Genomic DNA, 14,982 nt, shown 5'->3' on the forward strand with positions numbered 1-14,982 from the left:
CGCGTCAGGCGACTGTTAGGCCCGGCCGCATCAGGACAACGGCCCGGTGCCCCACTGGGAGTTTATTGCAGTCAGCTGCGAGGGGATGCCCTGGTTCAGCCCGGAGATTCCGATCCGCACCGGCCGGTAATAGCCGTCCAGGTCAATGGTGAAGTTTCCTTCCGGGATGACTGCGGAGGATCCAGGGGCCCCGGAGGTGTCCGGACCGGCGGCGAAGCTGCCGCTGATACGGGTATAGGCGGTTCCGGCCTGCAGCACGTCGTACTCCACGTCCACCCGGTCCGCCGCGGCGAGCATCCCGGCCAGCCGTTCCGGCCGGACGGTCAGCTCCGCGGCGTCTGCCAATACGGCGGCATAGGACTCCTCGGCGGATCCCTCCGGTTTGGCTGTGATCTCCTCGGTGCCCTGCCGCAGGATCCGGCTGCCCTCCCGGATCTCGATGTCGAGTTTGTCCCCATGCAGGGCCATGGCGAAGCCCGGGTCCGTGGCAAACCGGATGGTGTACTGGCCCGAAGGCAGCCAGCTGGTGCTGGTCTGCAGCGACTGGACCGCTCCCCCGCCGGCGCTGATGGCGGCGGTAAGGCAGGTGCCGGCTTCCGTGCCCGGCATGGGTTCAGCGTCGCGGCGCAACAGCCATTGGCAGGCATCCTGCACGGCCTGGGGCATGCCTATCTGGCTGCCGGTAACACCCACCTGCGCGGGCGGGGCTGTCTCCTGCGGGGCTGCGGATGGGATCGGTTCGGGTGGCGGTGCCGTCCGCAGGGGCGGCGGCGGAGGAGTGGGCGAAGCGCTGCGGGCCTGGAGCTGCTCCGCCGTCGGACCGCACGCCGCCAGCGGCAGCAGCATTGCCGCGCACAGTGCCGCAACTGTGCCGGGCCGGGTCCGGTGTTTCATGGCCGCTCCGCTGGATGCTCAAGGGGGTGGGTGACTGGGCACAGTCTGGCACCCGGGCGCCCGAAGGGTAAGAGCAATAACGGGACGGTATTCCGTCAGGGGCGGCACTCCCAAAATGCCACCGCACTGGCCGCGGCCACGTTCAGTGAATCGACGCCGCAGCTCATCGGGATGCGGACCGCCAGGTCCACGCCGGCGAGGGTCGTTTCAGCAAGCCCGTCCCCTTCGGTTCCCAGGACCAGGGCCAGGCGCTCGTCCCGGCGCGCACTGAGCTGGTCCAGGGTGAGTGAATCCTCGCGCAGCGCCAGGGCGGCGGTCACGAATCCGGCCGCGCGGAGCTGGTCAAGCTGGCCCGGCCAGTCGGTCAGGCGAACCCACGGCACCTGGAAGACGGTTCCCATGCTGACGCGGATGGCGCGGCGGTACAGCGGGTCGGCGCAGCGGGGCGTCACCAGCACCGCATCTACCTGCAGGGCTGCCGCGGAACGGAAGATCGCACCGACATTGGTGTGGTCCACAATGTCTTCCAGGACCGCCACCCGCCTGGCACCGGCCAGCATTGCCGCCAGGTCCAGCGGTGCCGGGCGTTCCATGGCGGCCAGTGCGCCGCGGTGCAGGTGGAAGCCGGTGATTTCCTCCAGCACATCGGCGGTGCCCACAAAGGCCGGGACGTCAGGGAACCGGTCCAGGATGTCCTGCAGGTCCGGCAGCCATTTCTCGGCCAGGAAGAAGGACCGCGGCCGGTGTCCGGCATCCACGGCCCTGCGCAGCACCTTCGAGGACTCGGCAATGTACATGCCCTCCTCCGGTTCCCTGCGCCGCCGCAGGGAGGTGTCGGTCAGGGAGGTGTAGTCGTGGACCCGGGGATCGTCGGCGGACTGCAGGTACTCGAGGGTCACGGAGGCGTCCCGGGCCTAGCTGCGGCGGGCGGTGGCAGCCCAGCGGCCGCCGTCGTACCTGACCTCGAGCGGCAAACCGAATGCCGTGCTCAGGTGTTCCTCGGTGAAGACATCGTTGATGGCGCCTGCTGCCACCACTCCGCCGTCGCGCAGCAGCAGGGCATGGGTGAAACCGGTGGGGACCTCTTCGAGGTGGTGGGTCACCAGCACCATCGCCGGGGCCTCCTCGTCACGTGCCAGCTGGCCCAGGCGGAAGAGCAGGTCTTCACGGCCGGCCAGGTCCAGGCCTGCAGCCGGCTCGTCCAGGAGCAGCAGTTCCGGATCAGTCATCAGGGCACGGGCAATCTGGACGCGCTTGCGTTCGCCTTCGCTGAGCGAGGAGAACCGCCGGTTGAGGAACGTGGACATCCCCCACTCATGCAGGAGATGGAACGCACGGCGTTCGTCGAGCTTTTCGTACTTTTCGCGCCAGCGTCCGGTGACACCGTAGGAAGCGGTAACCACTACGTTCAGGACCGTCTCGTCTTCGGGGATCTGGCCGGCCAGCGCCGCCGAGGCCAGGCCGATCCGGGGGCGCAGTTCGAAGACGTCCACCGCACCGAGGACTTCTTCGAGGATTCCCGCGACGCCGCGGGTGGGATGCATCCGGCCGCCGGCAATCTGCAGCAGCGTGGTTTTTCCGGCGCCGTTTGGCCCCATGATGACCCAGCGCTCCCCCTCCTTGACCTGCCAGTTAATGCCGTCCAACAGGGTCTTACCGCCGCGAACCACGCTCACGCCGGCAAATTCAAGAACATCACTCATAGCACTAGACACTAGGCTAAAGAAAGGGACATTGGCGAAACGATACGCCGCAGCGGCCGCTGCAGCGCAGCCCGCATTCCCTGTACCGAACAGGTACCCGACGTCTCACCGAACAGAACGGATGCCATGCCGAACGCCCCCGAATACAGTGTTGTCAGCTACGGCCGGGACCTGTCCGACGCCTACCTGGGTGCGGTGCAGGGTGCCGTGGCGGGTGTGGGGGCGCGGATCCTGGAGTTGGAGAACGCTGCCGGCGACGGCTACACGGTGTCCAAGCTGTTTGTGGCCTGGGATGGCGCCCCCGGCCGCCTGCAGCGCGCCGTGGCAGCCGCTTCGGCGGCGGTACCGGTGAAAAACGGCGGTGAGCAAAGCGCCGTCGTGCCGCCGTCGCTGCTCGAAGAGACACGCAAGCTGCTGGTGATGGACGTGGACTCCACGCTGATCCGGCAGGAAGTGATCGAGCTGCTGGCCGCGCATGCCGGCCGTGAGGCCGAGGTTGCCGCCGTGACGGAGGCCGCCATGCGGGGCGAACTGGATTTTGCCGCCAGCCTGCATGCGCGGGTGAAGACACTCGCCGGCCTGCCTGCTTCGGTGATCGACGAGGTGGGTGCACGGATTGAACTCTCGCAGGGTGCGGAGAGCCTGGTGAAGGAATTCCTGGCGGCGGGTCACCCGGTGGCCGTGGTATCCGGCGGCTTCAGCCAGGTGCTGGATCCGCTGGCGGCCCGCCTGCAGCTGACCTTCGCACGGGCGAACCTGCTGGAAATCCAGGACGGGGTGCTGACGGGAGCCGTGTCCGGCGAAGTGGTGGACCGCGCCGTCAAGGCCCGCTCACTGAACCAGTGGGCGGCGGAGCTGGGCATCGGTGCCGGGCAGACCATTGCCGTGGGCGACGGCGCCAATGACCTGGACATGCTTGCGGCGGCTGCGCTGGGCGTGGCCTTTAACGCCAAGCCGGCAGTGCAGGCCGCCGCGGATGCCGTGCTGAACCTGCCCAACCTGGACGTGGTGCAGCACTTCGTGAAGCTCTAGGCGTTGCTGCCGAGGTAGTCGGCACCGCCCACGTATTCGGTGTGGCCGGAGGGAACGTTGGCGGTGGCCATCCGGGCCACCTCCGCACCGAACTCCGCAACGGAGTAAAGCCTTCCGGCTTCCTCGCGGCGTGCCTCGATGGCACCGGGGTTGGCCCGGTCCAACAGGGTGGCGGTGACGGTTCCTTCGATCATGTCGCCGGAGACCACCACCAGTGTGATGCCCTTTTCCTCGAGCTGCGGCAGCATGGCTCGCAGGGCGTCCTCGCCGGCGCGCTTGCTGAGGGCCACGGCCTCGTATTCGGGCATGGTCGGCACGGACGCGATGAAGTGCGCCTGGTGGCTGGTCACAAAGACCACCCGGGAGCCGGCCGGCATAACGTCCAGTGCGGCCGTGAGCATGTTGACCTGCGCGTCCCGGTTGAGCTTGAGCGCGTAGTCCTCTTCCATGCCGGTTTCCATGCCGCCGGAGGCGTTCAGTACCAGGACGTCGAGGCCGCCGAAGTTTTCGGTCGCCGCGGCGACCAGCGCAGCGGGGCCTTCCGGGACCGTCAGGTCTGCCCCCACGGCCACCGCCCGGCCGCCGTCGGCCTCGATGGCGGCAACCACCTTGTTGGCCCGCGGAGCCTTCTGGCGGTAGTTGACCACCACCCCGGCGCCCTCTGCGGCCAGGTACTTCGCCACCTCGGCGCCGATTCCGCGCGACGATCCGGTGACGATCGCGGCTTTGCCTTCCAGCAGGCCCATGGGAACTCCTTTTTGTAGAAAGTGTCTAAGCATCTCGCTCCGACACCCATCCTGCCAGCCGTCCGGCCCGCAGACAGTTGAGGAATCCTCCAACGAATGCGGGCGGGACGTTGAGGGGTGGCTAGTGCCCCATGCCCAGGCCGCCGTCCACGGGGATGACGGCGCCGGAGATGTAGGCGGCCTCGTCGCCGGCAATCCAGCGGACCACGTTGGCTACTTCGGCAGGCTCGGCGAACCGGCCTGCGGGGATGGAGGAGAGGTAGTTCTTCTGCGTGTCCTCCGGCAGGGCGCGGGTCATGTCCGTGTTGATGAAGCCGGGTGCCACCACGTTGGCGGTGATGTTGCGGGAGCCGAGTTCGCGGGTCAGGGACCGGGCAATGCCGATCAGTCCCGACTTGGAGGCTGCGTAGTTGATCTGGCCGGGCGAACCGTACAGCCCGACCACCGAGGAGATCAGCACCACGCGGCCCTTCTTCATGCGCAGCATGCCCTTGGAAGCGCGCTTGACCACGCGGAAAGCTCCGGTGAGGTTGGTGTCGATGACGTCGGCGAAGTCCTCTTCGCTCATCCGCAGCAGCAGGGTGTCGCGGGTGATGCCGGCATTGGCCACCAGCACCTCCACCGGACCGTGGGCGGCCTCCACTTCGGTAAACGCCGCGTCCACCGATGCCATGTCCGTCACATCCGCTTTGACGCCCAGCATGCCTTCGGGCACCTCGCCGCTGCGGTAGGTGATGGCCACCCGGTCTCCCGCCGCCAGGAACGACTGCGCGATGGCAAGCCCGATACCGCGGTTTCCGCCGGTGACCAGGACGCTGCGGCCGGAGGGGTTTTCTGTGGTGTTCTGCACGGACGTTCCTTCTTTCGACCTGTGATGGGGGTTGCCTCGATCCTACGTGGGCTGGATTCAACTTCTACAACGCCGCCGGTAGTGAGAGAATGAACGAACCTGTTTGGAGAGTTGAGACTGCTGCTGATGGCCAAGGACACAAACCGCGGGGAAAGCGTTCCCAGAATCACGGACGCACCCAACCCGCACACAGATGAAATGCACGCCCGCATGATCAAATACGGCGTGTCCATGGGCATCCGTGTGGTCTGCCTGTTCCTGATGTTTTTTGTGCACGGCTGGCTGCTGTGGGTGGTGATTGCCGGCGCCGTGGTGCTGCCGTATTTCGCTGTCATCATGGCCAACGGCGGCGCCGACACGCGCAACATGACGGCCTCCGATGCCATGATCAGCCAGCCTCCGGCCACTGCCATTGAGGCGCCGGCCGCCCCTGAGTCCGGGGAGGAACCGGACTCCCCCGAAACCTCGGTGGTGCAGGGCGAGATCATAGACAACGACGACGAAGACAAGGCCTGAACCACCGCATGAACCTCCTGGATTCACTCTCCGGTGCTGCCTCTCCGGCCGGCACCGAAGGCACCCCCATCTGCTCGCGCAAGGCCTGCCGGCAGGAAGCGAGCTGGCGGCTGCTGTGGAACAACCCGCGCATCCACACTCCCGAGCGGCGGAAGACGTGGCTCGCCTGTGCGGAGCACCGCGACTGGCTCGAGGACTACCTGCGCACCCGCGGCCTCTGGAAAGAAACCCTCCCGCTCGGGCCGGATACCGAAGCCGGAACCAAGTAGATGTACCGCTTCCTGCTCTCCGCCCGCTGGCTGGGCTGGTTCGTGCTGGTCTGCATCCTGGCCGCCGCCTGCGTGGGACTTGGCCTGTGGCAGATGGACCGGCGTGCCGATTCCCTGGCCGACTCCGAACGGATCGAATCCAACTACGACGCCGCGCCGGTCCCCTTTTCCGATGCGCGCGGATATTTTGACTCCTTTGATGAATCTGCGGAGTGGAAGCCCGTCACCCTGACCGGATCCTACGATTCCGCCGAGCAGCGGATTGTGCGCAACCGGCCGCTCAAGGGCCGGCCGGGCTACGAGGTGCTGGTGCCGCTGAAGCTCGACGACGGATCCGCCGTCGCGGTCAACCGCGGCTGGCTGCCGATCGGTGACGACGAGGCGGGCCGCCCGGACACGATCCCGGCCGCCCCCGAAGGACGGGTTACCGTGGTGGCACGGATCAAGCCTGCAGAGCCCGCCCTGACGCGCAGCGCGCCGGAGGGGCAGCTGCCGTCGATCGACCTGGCGGCGTACGCGGAGCAGCTGGACTATCCGCTGCACCAGGGGTCCTACGGGCTGATGGCCAGCGAGGATCCTTCAGTGGCTGTGGCGCCCGAAGCGGCCCCGCGTCCGGAGGTCGATGAGGGCCTGCACCTGTCCTACGGCCTGCAGTGGTACGGATTCGGCCTGATGATGTTCCTGGGCCTTGCCTATGCCGCCCGCCAGGAGGCACTGAACCGGTACTACGACGGCGTGGAGGACAACGAGGAGGACGACGAAGACGAGATCATCGCCGCCAATCCCGCACCTTCCCGCCGTCGTCCGCCGCGGAAAAAGCGCGGCCCGACCGGCGAAGAGGAAGAGGACGCGATCCTGGACGCCCAGGGCTTCTAGCTTTCGCGTCAAACCACCCGGATAGTGAAAAAGGGCCGGAGCGCATTGCGCTCCGGCCCTTTCCCGATTGCCCCTAGGCCAGGGTCACCAGATCCAGGTAGTTCTCGTTCCAGTGGTCCTCGTCGCCGTCGGGCAGCAGCACCACGCGCTCCGGGTTCAGAGCGGCCACGGCGCCCTCATCGTGGCTGACCATGACCACGGCGCCGGTGTAGTTGCTCAGGGCGCTCAGGATCTCCGCACGTGAGGCGGGGTCCAGGTTGTTGGTGGGCTCATCCAGCAGCAGGACGTTGGCGGAGGAGGCCACGATGGTGGCCAGCGCCAGGCGGGTCTTCTCGCCGCCGGACAGGACGCCGGCCTTCTTGTCGACGTCGTCACCGCTGAACATAAACGAGCCGAGCACGCTGCGCACCTCGGCGTCGTCCATGTCGGGTGCGGAAGAGCGCATGTTCTCCAGCACCGTCCGGTCCGTGTCCAGGGTTTCGTGCTCCTGGGCGTAGTAGCCGACCTTCAGTCCGTGGCCGGGGATGATCCGGCCGGTGTCCGGCTGGTCGACGCCGGCGAGCATCCGCAGCAGGGTGGTTTTGCCGGCACCGTTCAAACCGAGGATGACCACCTTGGAGCCGCGGTCGATCGCCAGGTCCACGTCGGTGAAGATTTCCAGCGAGCCGTAGCTCTTGCTCAGCCCTTCGGCCATCATCGGGGTCTTGCCGCAGGGTGCAGGGTCCGGGAAGCGCAGTGCTGCCACGCGGTCGGTGGCACGAACGGCGTCCAGCCCGCCCATCAGGCGGTCCACGCGCTTGAGCATGCTCTGGGCAGCGGAGGCGCCGGAGGCACGGGCCTTCATCTTGTTGGCCTGGGCCAGCAGGATTCCGGCCTTCTTTTCGGTGTTGGCGCGCTCACGCTTCCGGGCACGCTCGTCCGTCTCGCGCTGGACCTTGTAGCGCTTCCAGTCCATGTTGTAGATGTCGATGGTGGCGCGGTTGGCATCAAGGCTGAAGACCTTGTTGACCGTGGCTTCCAGCAGTTCGGTGTCGTGGCTGATGACGATCAGGCCACCGGTATGGTTCTTCAGGAACTCGCGCAGCCAGGCGATGGAATCGGCGTCGAGGTGGTTGGTGGGCTCATCGAGGAGCATGGTGTCAGCGTCGGAGTAGAGGATCCGGGCCAGTTCCACGCGCCGGCGCTGGCCGCCGGAGAGAGTCTTGAGCGGCTGGTTCAGCAGGCGGTCCGGCAGGGCCAGGTTGGCGCAGATGGTGGCCGCCTCGGACTCCGCGGCGTACCCGCCGGCGGAAAGGAACTCCGCTTCGAGCCGGTCATAGCGGTTCATGGCCTTGGACGAAATCCTGGGGTCGTCGCTGGCCATTTCGTCCTGGCACTTCTTCAGCTGGGCGGAGACCTTGTCCAGGCCGCGGGCGGAGAGAATGCGGTCCCGGCCCAGCTGGTCCATGTCCGGTGTGCGGGGATCCTGCGGCAGGTAGCCGATTTCGCCGACGCGCTTGACGCTGCCGGCAGCGGGAAGGGATTCGCCTGCGAGGACCTTGGTGAGGGTGGTCTTGCCGGCACCGTTGCGGCCCACCAGCCCGATCTTGTCTCCCTTGTCCACACGGAACGAAACCGCTTCCATGAGAAGGCGTGCGCCTGCGCGCAGCTCGAGACCAGATACGGAAATCACTCAGTGGACCTTTCGAAGGTTTTTGGTGTTGCGGAAAATCGCTGCGCGGGGCGCGGGCCTCATATCGGGGGAATATCCACCGAGGCGGGAAGGGTCACAGTGACCGAAGGCAGGCCTTGTTGGCCGGAACAGCCTTCCCAGTGTAGCCGCCATGGCCGGTTTGTAGAAAACCTCCAATGGAATCCCGTCATCGCGCCGTTAGTGTTCAAAACGCAGGACGGTTCGGATTTCTTCCCCAGGCGAAAGAGCAGAGATGGACAACACACCGGTGAACGCACCTCTCCCCGGCCCGGCCGGGGCCCATGCTGCCGGCGCCCCCCAGACGGGCTCCGGCGCTGGCGGTACTCCCCCGGTTGCCGGTACTTCCAACGTTAAAGCCAACCGCGCGACCACGCGGCGGGGCTGGTCAGCTGCGGACCTGTCCCTGATTGCCGTGTTTGCCGCACTCACCGCGGTGTTCTCCATCCTTCCCGGGATTCCCTTGGGTGCAGGCGTCCCCATCACGCTGCAGACCTTGGCGGTTATTCTCACCGGGATCCTCCTGGGCCCCGGGCGCGGTGCCGCCGCCGTCGGGCTGTTCCTGCTGGCAGGCCTTGCCGGGCTGCCGGTGTTCAGCGGGTTCCGCGGTGGCCCCGGGGTGCTCGCGGGGCCCTCGGCCGGTTATCTGCTGTCCTTCCCGGTGGCGGCGTTTGTGGCGGGTCTCCTCGCCGGCGTCGTGCTCCGCCGGGCCCGGCGGGCACGGTTTGTGCTGCTCTTTGCAGCGGGCCTGGCGACCAGTTTCCTGGTGGTGCATCCGGCCGGCATTGCCGGACTGATGATCAATGCGGACCTGCCCTTCCCCGCCGCCCTGGCAGCTGACATGGCGTTCTGGCCGGGCGACGTGGTGAAGAACCTGCTGGCCGGGGCGGTTGCCGTCAGCGTGTTCAAGGCTTTCCCGCGGCTGGTTCCGGTTTCCCGGCGGCAGCGCTCCTGATGGGACGGATCCGCCTGGAGGACGTCAGTGTGCTCCCACCGGCTGCCGGACCGGAGGCGGCTCCCATCCTGCACCCTTTCTCCCTGGAACTGGCCAATCCCCGCACCGCAGTGATCGGTGCCAACGGTTCCGGGAAATCGACGCTGCTGAGACTCCTCAACGGACTGGTGCTGCCGGATACCGGGAGCGTGACCGTGGACGGATTCGATACCTTGCGGCAGGGCCCGGTGGTACGCCGCCGGGTGGGTTTTGTCTTCACCGATCCGCTCGCGCAGCTGGTCATGCCCACCGGGCGGGACGACGTCGAACTTTCCCTGCGGGCGTCGGTCAGGAATCGTGCCGATCGCCGAGCTGCCGCGGAGGCGCGCCTGGACTCCCTGGGCCTGCTGGCCCTGGCCGACCGCAGCATCTACGACCTGTCCGGCGGCGAACGCCAGCTCATGGCGCTGGCGTCCGTGCTTGCCGTGGAACCCGCTGTCCTGGTGGCGGATGAGCCCAGCACCCTGCTGGACCTGCGCAACACCGACCGGTTGCGGAAGGTTTTCGCAGGGCTGCCGCAGCAGGTGGTTTTCACCACCCACGACCTTGAGTTCGCTGCCGACGCGGACCGGGTCCTGGTGATGGACGGCGGGCGGATTGTGTACGACGGCGGCCCCCGGGAAGCCGTGGCACGGTACCGGGCGATGGCGTTGGGCGTGCGGTGAGGAAGCGCACTGCGGGCCGCGCGGCTGCTGCCGACCTCTTCGACGGGTACCGGCCCGGCACGTCGCCGGTCCACCGGGCACCGCTGGGACTCAAAGCGGGGGTTTTGGTGGTGTTCAGCGTGATGGTCCTGTCCGGGCCGTCCCTGCTCGTACCTGCCGGCGTTGCGGTGCTGGCCGGTGCTGCCGTCGCTGTTTTGGCGGCCTACGCCGTGGCAGGACTGGTCGGTGAGGTCTGGGTGCCGCTGCGGCTGATGTGGCCGGTGCTCCTGCTGCTGGCCGCCTTCCAGGTCTGGGCCGGCGGACCGGCTGCAGCCGTGCTGGTGACCGGCCGCATTGTGGTGTGCGTTGTGGCGGCACGCTTGCTGACGCTGACCACCTCCCCTCGGGAACTGCTGGACGGGCTGGTGGCTTTGGTTCGGCCCCTGCGGTTCCTGGGCGCGGATCCGGAACGGTTCGGCCTGACTCTCACCCTGATGATGCGCAGCATCCCGTTCCTGCTTGGTGCCGCCGGAGAAGTCCGCCAGTCGGCTATGGCGCGGGGCCTGGAACGCAACCCGCGGGCTTTGGCTGTTCCGGTGGTGATTCGGGCCGTAGCGTATGCCCAGCAGACCGGGGAGGCGTTGGCCGCACGGGGACTCGGAGAGCGCGGCCCGGTGGTCCGGGAACGGGGCGTCACCCAGGGAGGCGAACCGCCCGGCCCGGGCCGCAGCGGCGGAACGGCGCCGCACCCCGAACGGAAGCAACCTGATGATCGGGGATAATCGGAGGCATGAGTTTTAACGAGAATGCACGCCTTGATTCCTCGCGTGTCAGCGACCGGCGCGGCAAAGGCAAAGGCATCGCCGTCGGCGGCGGGCTGGGCGGCGGTCTGCTGCTGATCCTGTCCCTGTTTTTCGGGTCCGATGTTATTGACGGGCTGGGACTGAGCGACGGCGGAAGTCCCGGTGCGGGCCAGGGACAGTCCGAAAGCATCAGCACCTGTTTGGACGGCGGGGACGCCAACGAACGGCTGGACTGCCGGATCCTGGGTACGGCCGAGAGCCTGGACAGCTTCTGGGAGCCGGAGCTGGCCGGTTACGGCGTTACGTACACGGAACCTGGGGTGGTGCTGTTCAGCGACCGGACCACTACCGGGTGTGGCTCCGCGACCAGCGCCGTGGGCCCCTTCTATTGCCCCGCCGACGCGCAGACCTATTACGACACGGCGTTCTTCTCCGATCTGGTCACGAGCTACGGGTCTTCCGGCGGTCCGTTGGCCCAGGAGTACGTGGTGGCCCATGAATTCGGCCATCACATCCAGCAGCTCACCGGTTCGTCCGCCGGCCGGAATGCCGATCCGCAGGGGGCGGAATCGGCCTCGGTACGTACCGAACTCCAGGCCGACTGCTATGCCGGGCTGTGGGCACGTCATGCCGCCTCCACCCCGGCCCCGGGCAGCGATGTTCCCTTCCTGGCGCCTTTTACGGACGCAGACATCAGTGACGCGCTTTCGGCGGCCTCGGCCGTAGGCGATGACCGGATCCAGGCCTCCGGGACCGGGCAGGTGAATCCGGAAAGCTGGACACACGGTTCCAGCGCGCAGCGTCAGGCCTGGTTCCTGGCCGGCTACAACGGCAGCGGCTTGGAAACCTGCGACACCTTCAGCAGTACTGACCTGTCCAACCCGTAAGCGCAACCGGGGCCGGCCGGACGGGGCGGGCGGCGTACGGCTTCCCGTCTCAGGATTCCCAGCACACTCAGAATGGCGGAGCCTCATCCAGCAGAACGTTCTCGCGTACCCGCCCTGCCTGTTCCACCTGCGGCCCTGATTTCAGGTCCGCCACCGTTTCCGGCAGGTCGAGTTTCAGGAAGGGCTCGGTCCGGTAGACCCGGCCGGTGGGCGAGGTCCATTCGAGCACTCCCGGTGCCGGTTGGCGGGCCTTCCAGTATCCGAGGGTTTTGAACCGGTGATGCCGCCGGCACAGGTGTGCCAGGTTCCCGTGGTCCGTGGGTCCGTCGGTTGCCCAGTCTTCTGTGTGGTCGATGTCCGCACTTGCGGTGCTGACCCGGCAGCCGGGAAACCGGCAGGTCCCGTCCCGTGCCCGCAACCAGCGGCGCAGCCCGGCCGGGACTTTCCGGTGCCGCCCGACCCCGAGGATCTCCCCCGTCTCCGGGTCCAGGGCCAGTCCGGTCCAGCCCAGGGCGGTGCGGGCCAGCCGGCGGGCCTCTTCTGCACTGATGGGGCCGTAGCCGTGCAGTTCGGCGGGCTGGTCATCGGCGCCGAAGAGGGTTTCGGCGGTGATCAGGACCATGATCTCCGCGCGAGGGACTGTGCCGGCTGGATCATCAGCGGTATGGGCTGTTGGTCTTCCTGCGCCCGTAGCGGCGTCAGTGACTGGTCGTCCTGCGCCTGCACCAGCCGTGCCTGGGCTCCCGCCGGCACGACCCGTGCTTGGGCTCCGGCCGGCACGACCCGTGCTTGGGCTCCGGCCTGCCCCGCGGCTGAGGCCGCCCATCAGCAGTTGGGCCAGGACGTCCGCCCGCAACTGGTCCGCCGTGCGGGAATCCCCCTGGCTTTGCTCCCCGCGCGCAGTGTTGCCCAGGGCGGTGTAAATCTGCTGGGCCTCGGCCGCACGTAAATGTGCGGAGAGGCAGGACATGCCGTCCTCTTCCCGGTCCAGGGTCACCCGGCGTTTCCCGAACGCGCTCAGGTGCCGTTTGGTGACGGTTTCGGGATGCGTTTTCTCCCGCAGCCGGCGGGCACGGACGGCGAACTGGGCACGGGTCTGCCCTGGCACAGCGGCCAGCAGGGCTGTTTCGAATTCCGGGAGCCGGGTGGGCGGGATGTTGTCGCACTGGTCGAGCACGACTTGGGCGTGCGGGTAGGAGAACCGCCCCGCCACCAGACCGGTCAGAGTGGCGGTATGGGTGGTGCAGAGGCGTGCGGCTTCATCCAGCAGCCGTTGGCTGGTCATCTGTGGAAGGTTCAGGATGGTGGCGCATTCGGCGGCGGCGAGGCTGAATGCCAGTCCGGGGTCCACCTTGACACGCCGGCCTGCTTCGCCCGACCCGGCTGCGTCGCCCGGCCTGCCAGCGTCACCCGGTCCACCTGCAACGATGAAGCCTTCCCGGAAGATCATTTCCATCCGGTGCATCAGGCGGGCCTGCTGGGCCTGGGCCCAGGCGATCAGGTGCGCGACCCGTCCCAGGGCTTCGCCTGCCGTCCGCTCGTCGAAGGACTCCGGGTTCTGCAGGGCCAGCGTCCCGGTGAACCCGTCCGCACTTATCCCGGCGCGGAACACCGCCAGAGTGCAGGCATCGCCGGGCAGATCACCGAGGTGAGCCCCTCCCCCGGGGCACGCACCGTCGCCGACCTGGCTGCCGCCGGCACTGCCGGCGCGCGCACGGTCGCCGACACGGCTGCCGCCCGCACTGCCGGCGTCGTTGCCTGCCTCTTTGGGTATCCGTTCGGTGTTCCCGAGCTGGTCCATGACCTCAGAATTTCATCCGCCACCGACATTTCCGGCCCGAAAACAGGCCAAAATCCGCCCCGAAGAGAACACGGAATACCCGTCTTTACGACCGGACTACCTGCCCGCGAATCCAGGAAAACTGCCCAGCGGCAGCCCCGGCGAAGCCTACGCTTCCGGCAGCAATCGCCGCAGGTCGGTCGGCTCCCCTGGACCCCGGGCGGTTGGAAATGGATGGTCCGGAGGCCCAGCCCCTGCGCGGCGGCGATATTCGCTGCATTGTCGTCAATACAAACCACGTCTTCCGGTGCTGCCCCGAGGTTCCGCAGGACATGCTCAAAGATGCGGCGGTCCGGCTTGGTGAGCTGCAGGCGTCCGCTGAAATAGGTCTTCCGGAAATACCCGGCCCACGGCGCTTCACGGAGATACCGGGCAGACAGTTCCGCCGGCATGTTGGACAGCAGGGCAAGGTTGGCACCCTCGCGGCTCAGCGTCGCCAGGTCATCCAACGTGGACGGATTCAGGTGTGCCCACTGAGCGGCATCGAGGGTTTCCAACAGCTCGACCCGGTCCGGTCCGGGTGCACCTCCGGGAGACCCAGAACAGCGGCCCAATAGGCGGCGGGGCTTAGCCGTCCGCCGTCGAAATCCTCCCGGTGTGCCCAATAGGAGCTCGTGGCGGGCCGTAAATCCAGACCGGTCTCACGTTGCAGCAGCTGCCAGTCCGCGTCAGCAGGAGCGGTGGAAATCACCATGCCGTAGTCGAACAGGTACCACGTCCCAGGACGCGACAGCCCGGCCATCGCTAAGCGGGACTTCCGACGTTGACCTCGGTGGTGTCCCGGCAGAGAAGCCACTGCCCGTCCTCCAACCGCCAGGACTCCAGCATCAGTGCCCGGCCGGTAGTCTCGGCTCCGGTCCGATATGTCATCTCATAGAAGACGACGGCCTCGTCCCGGCCGCGCGGTGCCACGGTACGGAAAGCTGCGTGTACCGTGCTTCCCTGCAAGGCTTCGACGGTGTCGCGGAAACCCTTGCGGGCAGTATCGCCGTCGAAAGGCTCCGCAGATTCAGCGGCGGAGCCCAGCCAGCCGTGGTAGCCGGGGGCCAGGAAGGCTTCTATGGGTGCGCTGTCCCCTGTCGCCATGGCCTGGTTCCATGCGGCCAGGTACTGGTTGTGGAAGTGATCGGTACTGGAGGTGTTTGCCATGCCGCGAACGCTAGCAGCGGACAGGCCCGCCCCGGTGCAGACACGCAAAGGGCCGCCCCCGGGTATCCGGAAGCGGCCCTTCTCTGGTG

General features: G+C 67.4%; 16 protein-coding genes and 1 pseudogene. 8 read left to right on the forward strand and 9 right to left on the reverse strand.

Annotated elements, in window-relative coordinates:
• Positions 1–30: 30 nt before the first annotated feature.
• The 3 genes from AC5RUF_RS10070 to AC5RUF_RS10080 all read right to left on the reverse strand — a co-directional run bounded on the left by AC5RUF_RS10070 (position 31) and on the right by AC5RUF_RS10080 (position 2,597).
• Entirely contained in the window at positions 31–894 is an 864-nt protein-coding gene (locus AC5RUF_RS10070; RefSeq protein WP_494130481.1) for a hypothetical protein, read from the reverse strand.
• A 95-nt stretch (positions 895–989) separates the two neighbouring features.
• Complete coding sequence (locus AC5RUF_RS10075; RefSeq protein ID WP_494130482.1) at positions 990–1,793, reverse strand: TrmH family RNA methyltransferase; 804 nt, start codon at positions 1,791–1,793, stop codon at positions 990–992.
• Between the two features lie 15 nt (positions 1,794–1,808).
• Entirely contained in the window at positions 1,809–2,597 is a 789-nt protein-coding gene (locus tag AC5RUF_RS10080; protein WP_493998570.1) for an ABC transporter ATP-binding protein, read from the reverse strand.
• Between the two features lie 126 nt (positions 2,598–2,723).
• Here AC5RUF_RS10080 and serB point away from each other — a divergent pair, with 126 nt between their 5' ends.
• On the forward strand, positions 2,724–3,629 hold the full coding sequence (serB, locus tag AC5RUF_RS10085) for a phosphoserine phosphatase SerB (RefSeq protein ID WP_494130483.1): 906 nt from the start codon (positions 2,724–2,726) through the stop codon (positions 3,627–3,629).
• Here the strand turns inward: serB and AC5RUF_RS10090 are convergent.
• Together AC5RUF_RS10090 and AC5RUF_RS10095 are read right to left on the reverse strand one after the other, a co-directional pair.
• Positions 3,626–4,375 carry an SDR family oxidoreductase gene (locus AC5RUF_RS10090; protein ID WP_494130484.1) on the reverse strand — a complete coding sequence of 250 codons (750 nt, stop codon included), beginning with the start codon at positions 4,373–4,375 and terminating at the stop codon, positions 3,626–3,628. The two genes, serB and AC5RUF_RS10090, sit on opposite strands and share 4 nt — an antisense overlap.
• Before the next feature lie 121 nt (positions 4,376–4,496).
• On the reverse strand, positions 4,497–5,225 hold the full coding sequence (locus tag AC5RUF_RS10095; RefSeq protein WP_493998525.1) for a beta-ketoacyl-ACP reductase: 729 nt from the start codon (positions 5,223–5,225) through the stop codon (positions 4,497–4,499).
• Between the two features lie 126 nt (positions 5,226–5,351).
• Between AC5RUF_RS10095 and AC5RUF_RS10100 the strand changes: the two genes are divergently transcribed.
• From AC5RUF_RS10100 to AC5RUF_RS10110, 3 genes are read left to right on the forward strand one after another with little or no spacing between them, the layout of a single operon-like run.
• A complete protein-coding gene (locus AC5RUF_RS10100) occupies positions 5,352–5,741 on the forward strand; it encodes a DUF3099 domain-containing protein (protein ID WP_493998524.1) in 390 nt (129 codons plus the stop codon).
• Between the two features lie 8 nt (positions 5,742–5,749).
• Positions 5,750–6,010, forward strand: coding sequence for a hypothetical protein (locus AC5RUF_RS10105; protein WP_493998523.1), 261 nt, complete (start codon positions 5,750–5,752; stop codon positions 6,008–6,010).
• On the forward strand, positions 6,011–6,886 hold the full coding sequence (locus tag AC5RUF_RS10110; protein ID WP_494130485.1) for an SURF1 family cytochrome oxidase biogenesis protein: 876 nt from the start codon (positions 6,011–6,013) through the stop codon (positions 6,884–6,886). It abuts the gene before it with no gap.
• 73 nt (positions 6,887–6,959) lie between these two features.
• Here AC5RUF_RS10110 and AC5RUF_RS10115 read toward each other — a convergent pair whose 3' ends face one another.
• The gene (locus AC5RUF_RS10115; protein WP_493997672.1) at positions 6,960–8,558 is read right to left on the reverse strand and encodes an ABC-F family ATP-binding cassette domain-containing protein; all 1,599 of its coding nucleotides are present in this window, start codon (positions 8,556–8,558) and stop codon (positions 6,960–6,962) included.
• A 253-nt stretch (positions 8,559–8,811) separates the two neighbouring features.
• Between AC5RUF_RS10115 and AC5RUF_RS10120 the strand changes: the two genes are divergently transcribed.
• Genes AC5RUF_RS10120 through ypfJ form a run of 4 tightly spaced genes read left to right on the forward strand, consistent with a single transcriptional unit; the run spans position 8,812 to position 11,904 of the window.
• Positions 8,812–9,531 (forward strand): biotin transporter BioY, encoded by a 720-nt coding sequence (locus AC5RUF_RS10120; protein WP_494130486.1) that lies wholly within the window; start codon positions 8,812–8,814, stop codon positions 9,529–9,531.
• On the forward strand, positions 9,531–10,235 hold the full coding sequence (locus AC5RUF_RS10125) for an energy-coupling factor ABC transporter ATP-binding protein (RefSeq protein ID WP_494130487.1): 705 nt from the start codon (positions 9,531–9,533) through the stop codon (positions 10,233–10,235). Before AC5RUF_RS10120 ends, AC5RUF_RS10125 begins: the two co-directional genes overlap by 1 nt.
• Positions 10,232–10,996 (forward strand): energy-coupling factor transporter transmembrane component T family protein, encoded by a 765-nt coding sequence (locus AC5RUF_RS10130; RefSeq protein ID WP_494130488.1) that lies wholly within the window; start codon positions 10,232–10,234, stop codon positions 10,994–10,996. The genes AC5RUF_RS10125 and AC5RUF_RS10130 overlap by 4 nt, the downstream gene beginning before the upstream one ends.
• 8 nt (positions 10,997–11,004) lie before the next feature.
• Entirely contained in the window at positions 11,005–11,904 is a 900-nt protein-coding gene (ypfJ, locus tag AC5RUF_RS10135; RefSeq protein ID WP_493998851.1) for a KPN_02809 family neutral zinc metallopeptidase, read from the forward strand.
• Positions 11,905–11,971: 67 nt separating this feature from the next.
• Here ypfJ and AC5RUF_RS10140 read toward each other — a convergent pair whose 3' ends face one another.
• From AC5RUF_RS10140 to AC5RUF_RS10150, 3 genes and pseudogenes are all read right to left on the reverse strand, one after another.
• Entirely contained in the window at positions 11,972–13,705 is a 1,734-nt protein-coding gene (locus AC5RUF_RS10140) for an HNH endonuclease signature motif containing protein (protein WP_494130489.1), read from the reverse strand.
• A gap of 269 nt (positions 13,706–13,974) precedes the next feature.
• Positions 13,975–14,349, reverse strand: a pseudogene (locus AC5RUF_RS10145) (HAD family hydrolase); the annotation flags it as partial.
• Positions 14,350–14,488: 139 nt separating this feature from the next.
• Positions 14,489–14,893 carry a nuclear transport factor 2 family protein gene (locus AC5RUF_RS10150; protein WP_493997304.1) on the reverse strand — a complete coding sequence of 135 codons (405 nt, stop codon included), beginning with the start codon at positions 14,891–14,893 and terminating at the stop codon, positions 14,489–14,491.
• Positions 14,894–14,982 lie beyond the last annotated feature (89 nt).

The sequence above is a fragment of the Arthrobacter sp. Y3224198 genome, assembly GCF_059090025.1.

Excerpts from the sequence above, each read along its gene's own strand:
- AC5RUF_RS10105 (WP_493998523.1), top strand. The coding sequence starts at position 5,750 with ATGAACCTCCTGGATTCACTCTCCGGTGCTGCCTCTCCGGCCGGCACC.
- AC5RUF_RS10140 (WP_494130489.1), bottom strand. The coding sequence starts at position 13,705 with ATGGACCAGCTCGGGAACACCGAACGGATACCCAAAGAGGCAGGCAAC.
- ypfJ (WP_493998851.1), top strand. The coding sequence starts at position 11,005 with ATGAGTTTTAACGAGAATGCACGCCTTGATTCCTCGCGTGTCAGCGAC.
- AC5RUF_RS10080 (WP_493998570.1), bottom strand. The coding sequence starts at position 2,597 with ATGAGTGATGTTCTTGAATTTGCCGGCGTGAGCGTGGTTCGCGGCGGT.
- AC5RUF_RS10120 (WP_494130486.1), top strand. The coding sequence starts at position 8,812 with ATGGACAACACACCGGTGAACGCACCTCTCCCCGGCCCGGCCGGGGCC.
- AC5RUF_RS10070 (WP_494130481.1), bottom strand. The coding sequence starts at position 894 with ATGAAACACCGGACCCGGCCCGGCACAGTTGCGGCACTGTGCGCGGCA.
- AC5RUF_RS10100 (WP_493998524.1), top strand. The coding sequence starts at position 5,352 with ATGGCCAAGGACACAAACCGCGGGGAAAGCGTTCCCAGAATCACGGAC.
- AC5RUF_RS10110 (WP_494130485.1), top strand. The coding sequence starts at position 6,011 with ATGTACCGCTTCCTGCTCTCCGCCCGCTGGCTGGGCTGGTTCGTGCTG.
- AC5RUF_RS10150 (WP_493997304.1), bottom strand. The coding sequence starts at position 14,893 with ATGGCAAACACCTCCAGTACCGATCACTTCCACAACCAGTACCTGGCC.
- AC5RUF_RS10125 (WP_494130487.1), top strand. The coding sequence starts at position 9,531 with ATGGGACGGATCCGCCTGGAGGACGTCAGTGTGCTCCCACCGGCTGCC.
- AC5RUF_RS10090 (WP_494130484.1), bottom strand. The coding sequence starts at position 4,375 with ATGGGCCTGCTGGAAGGCAAAGCCGCGATCGTCACCGGATCGTCGCGC.
- serB (WP_494130483.1), top strand. The coding sequence starts at position 2,724 with ATGCCGAACGCCCCCGAATACAGTGTTGTCAGCTACGGCCGGGACCTG.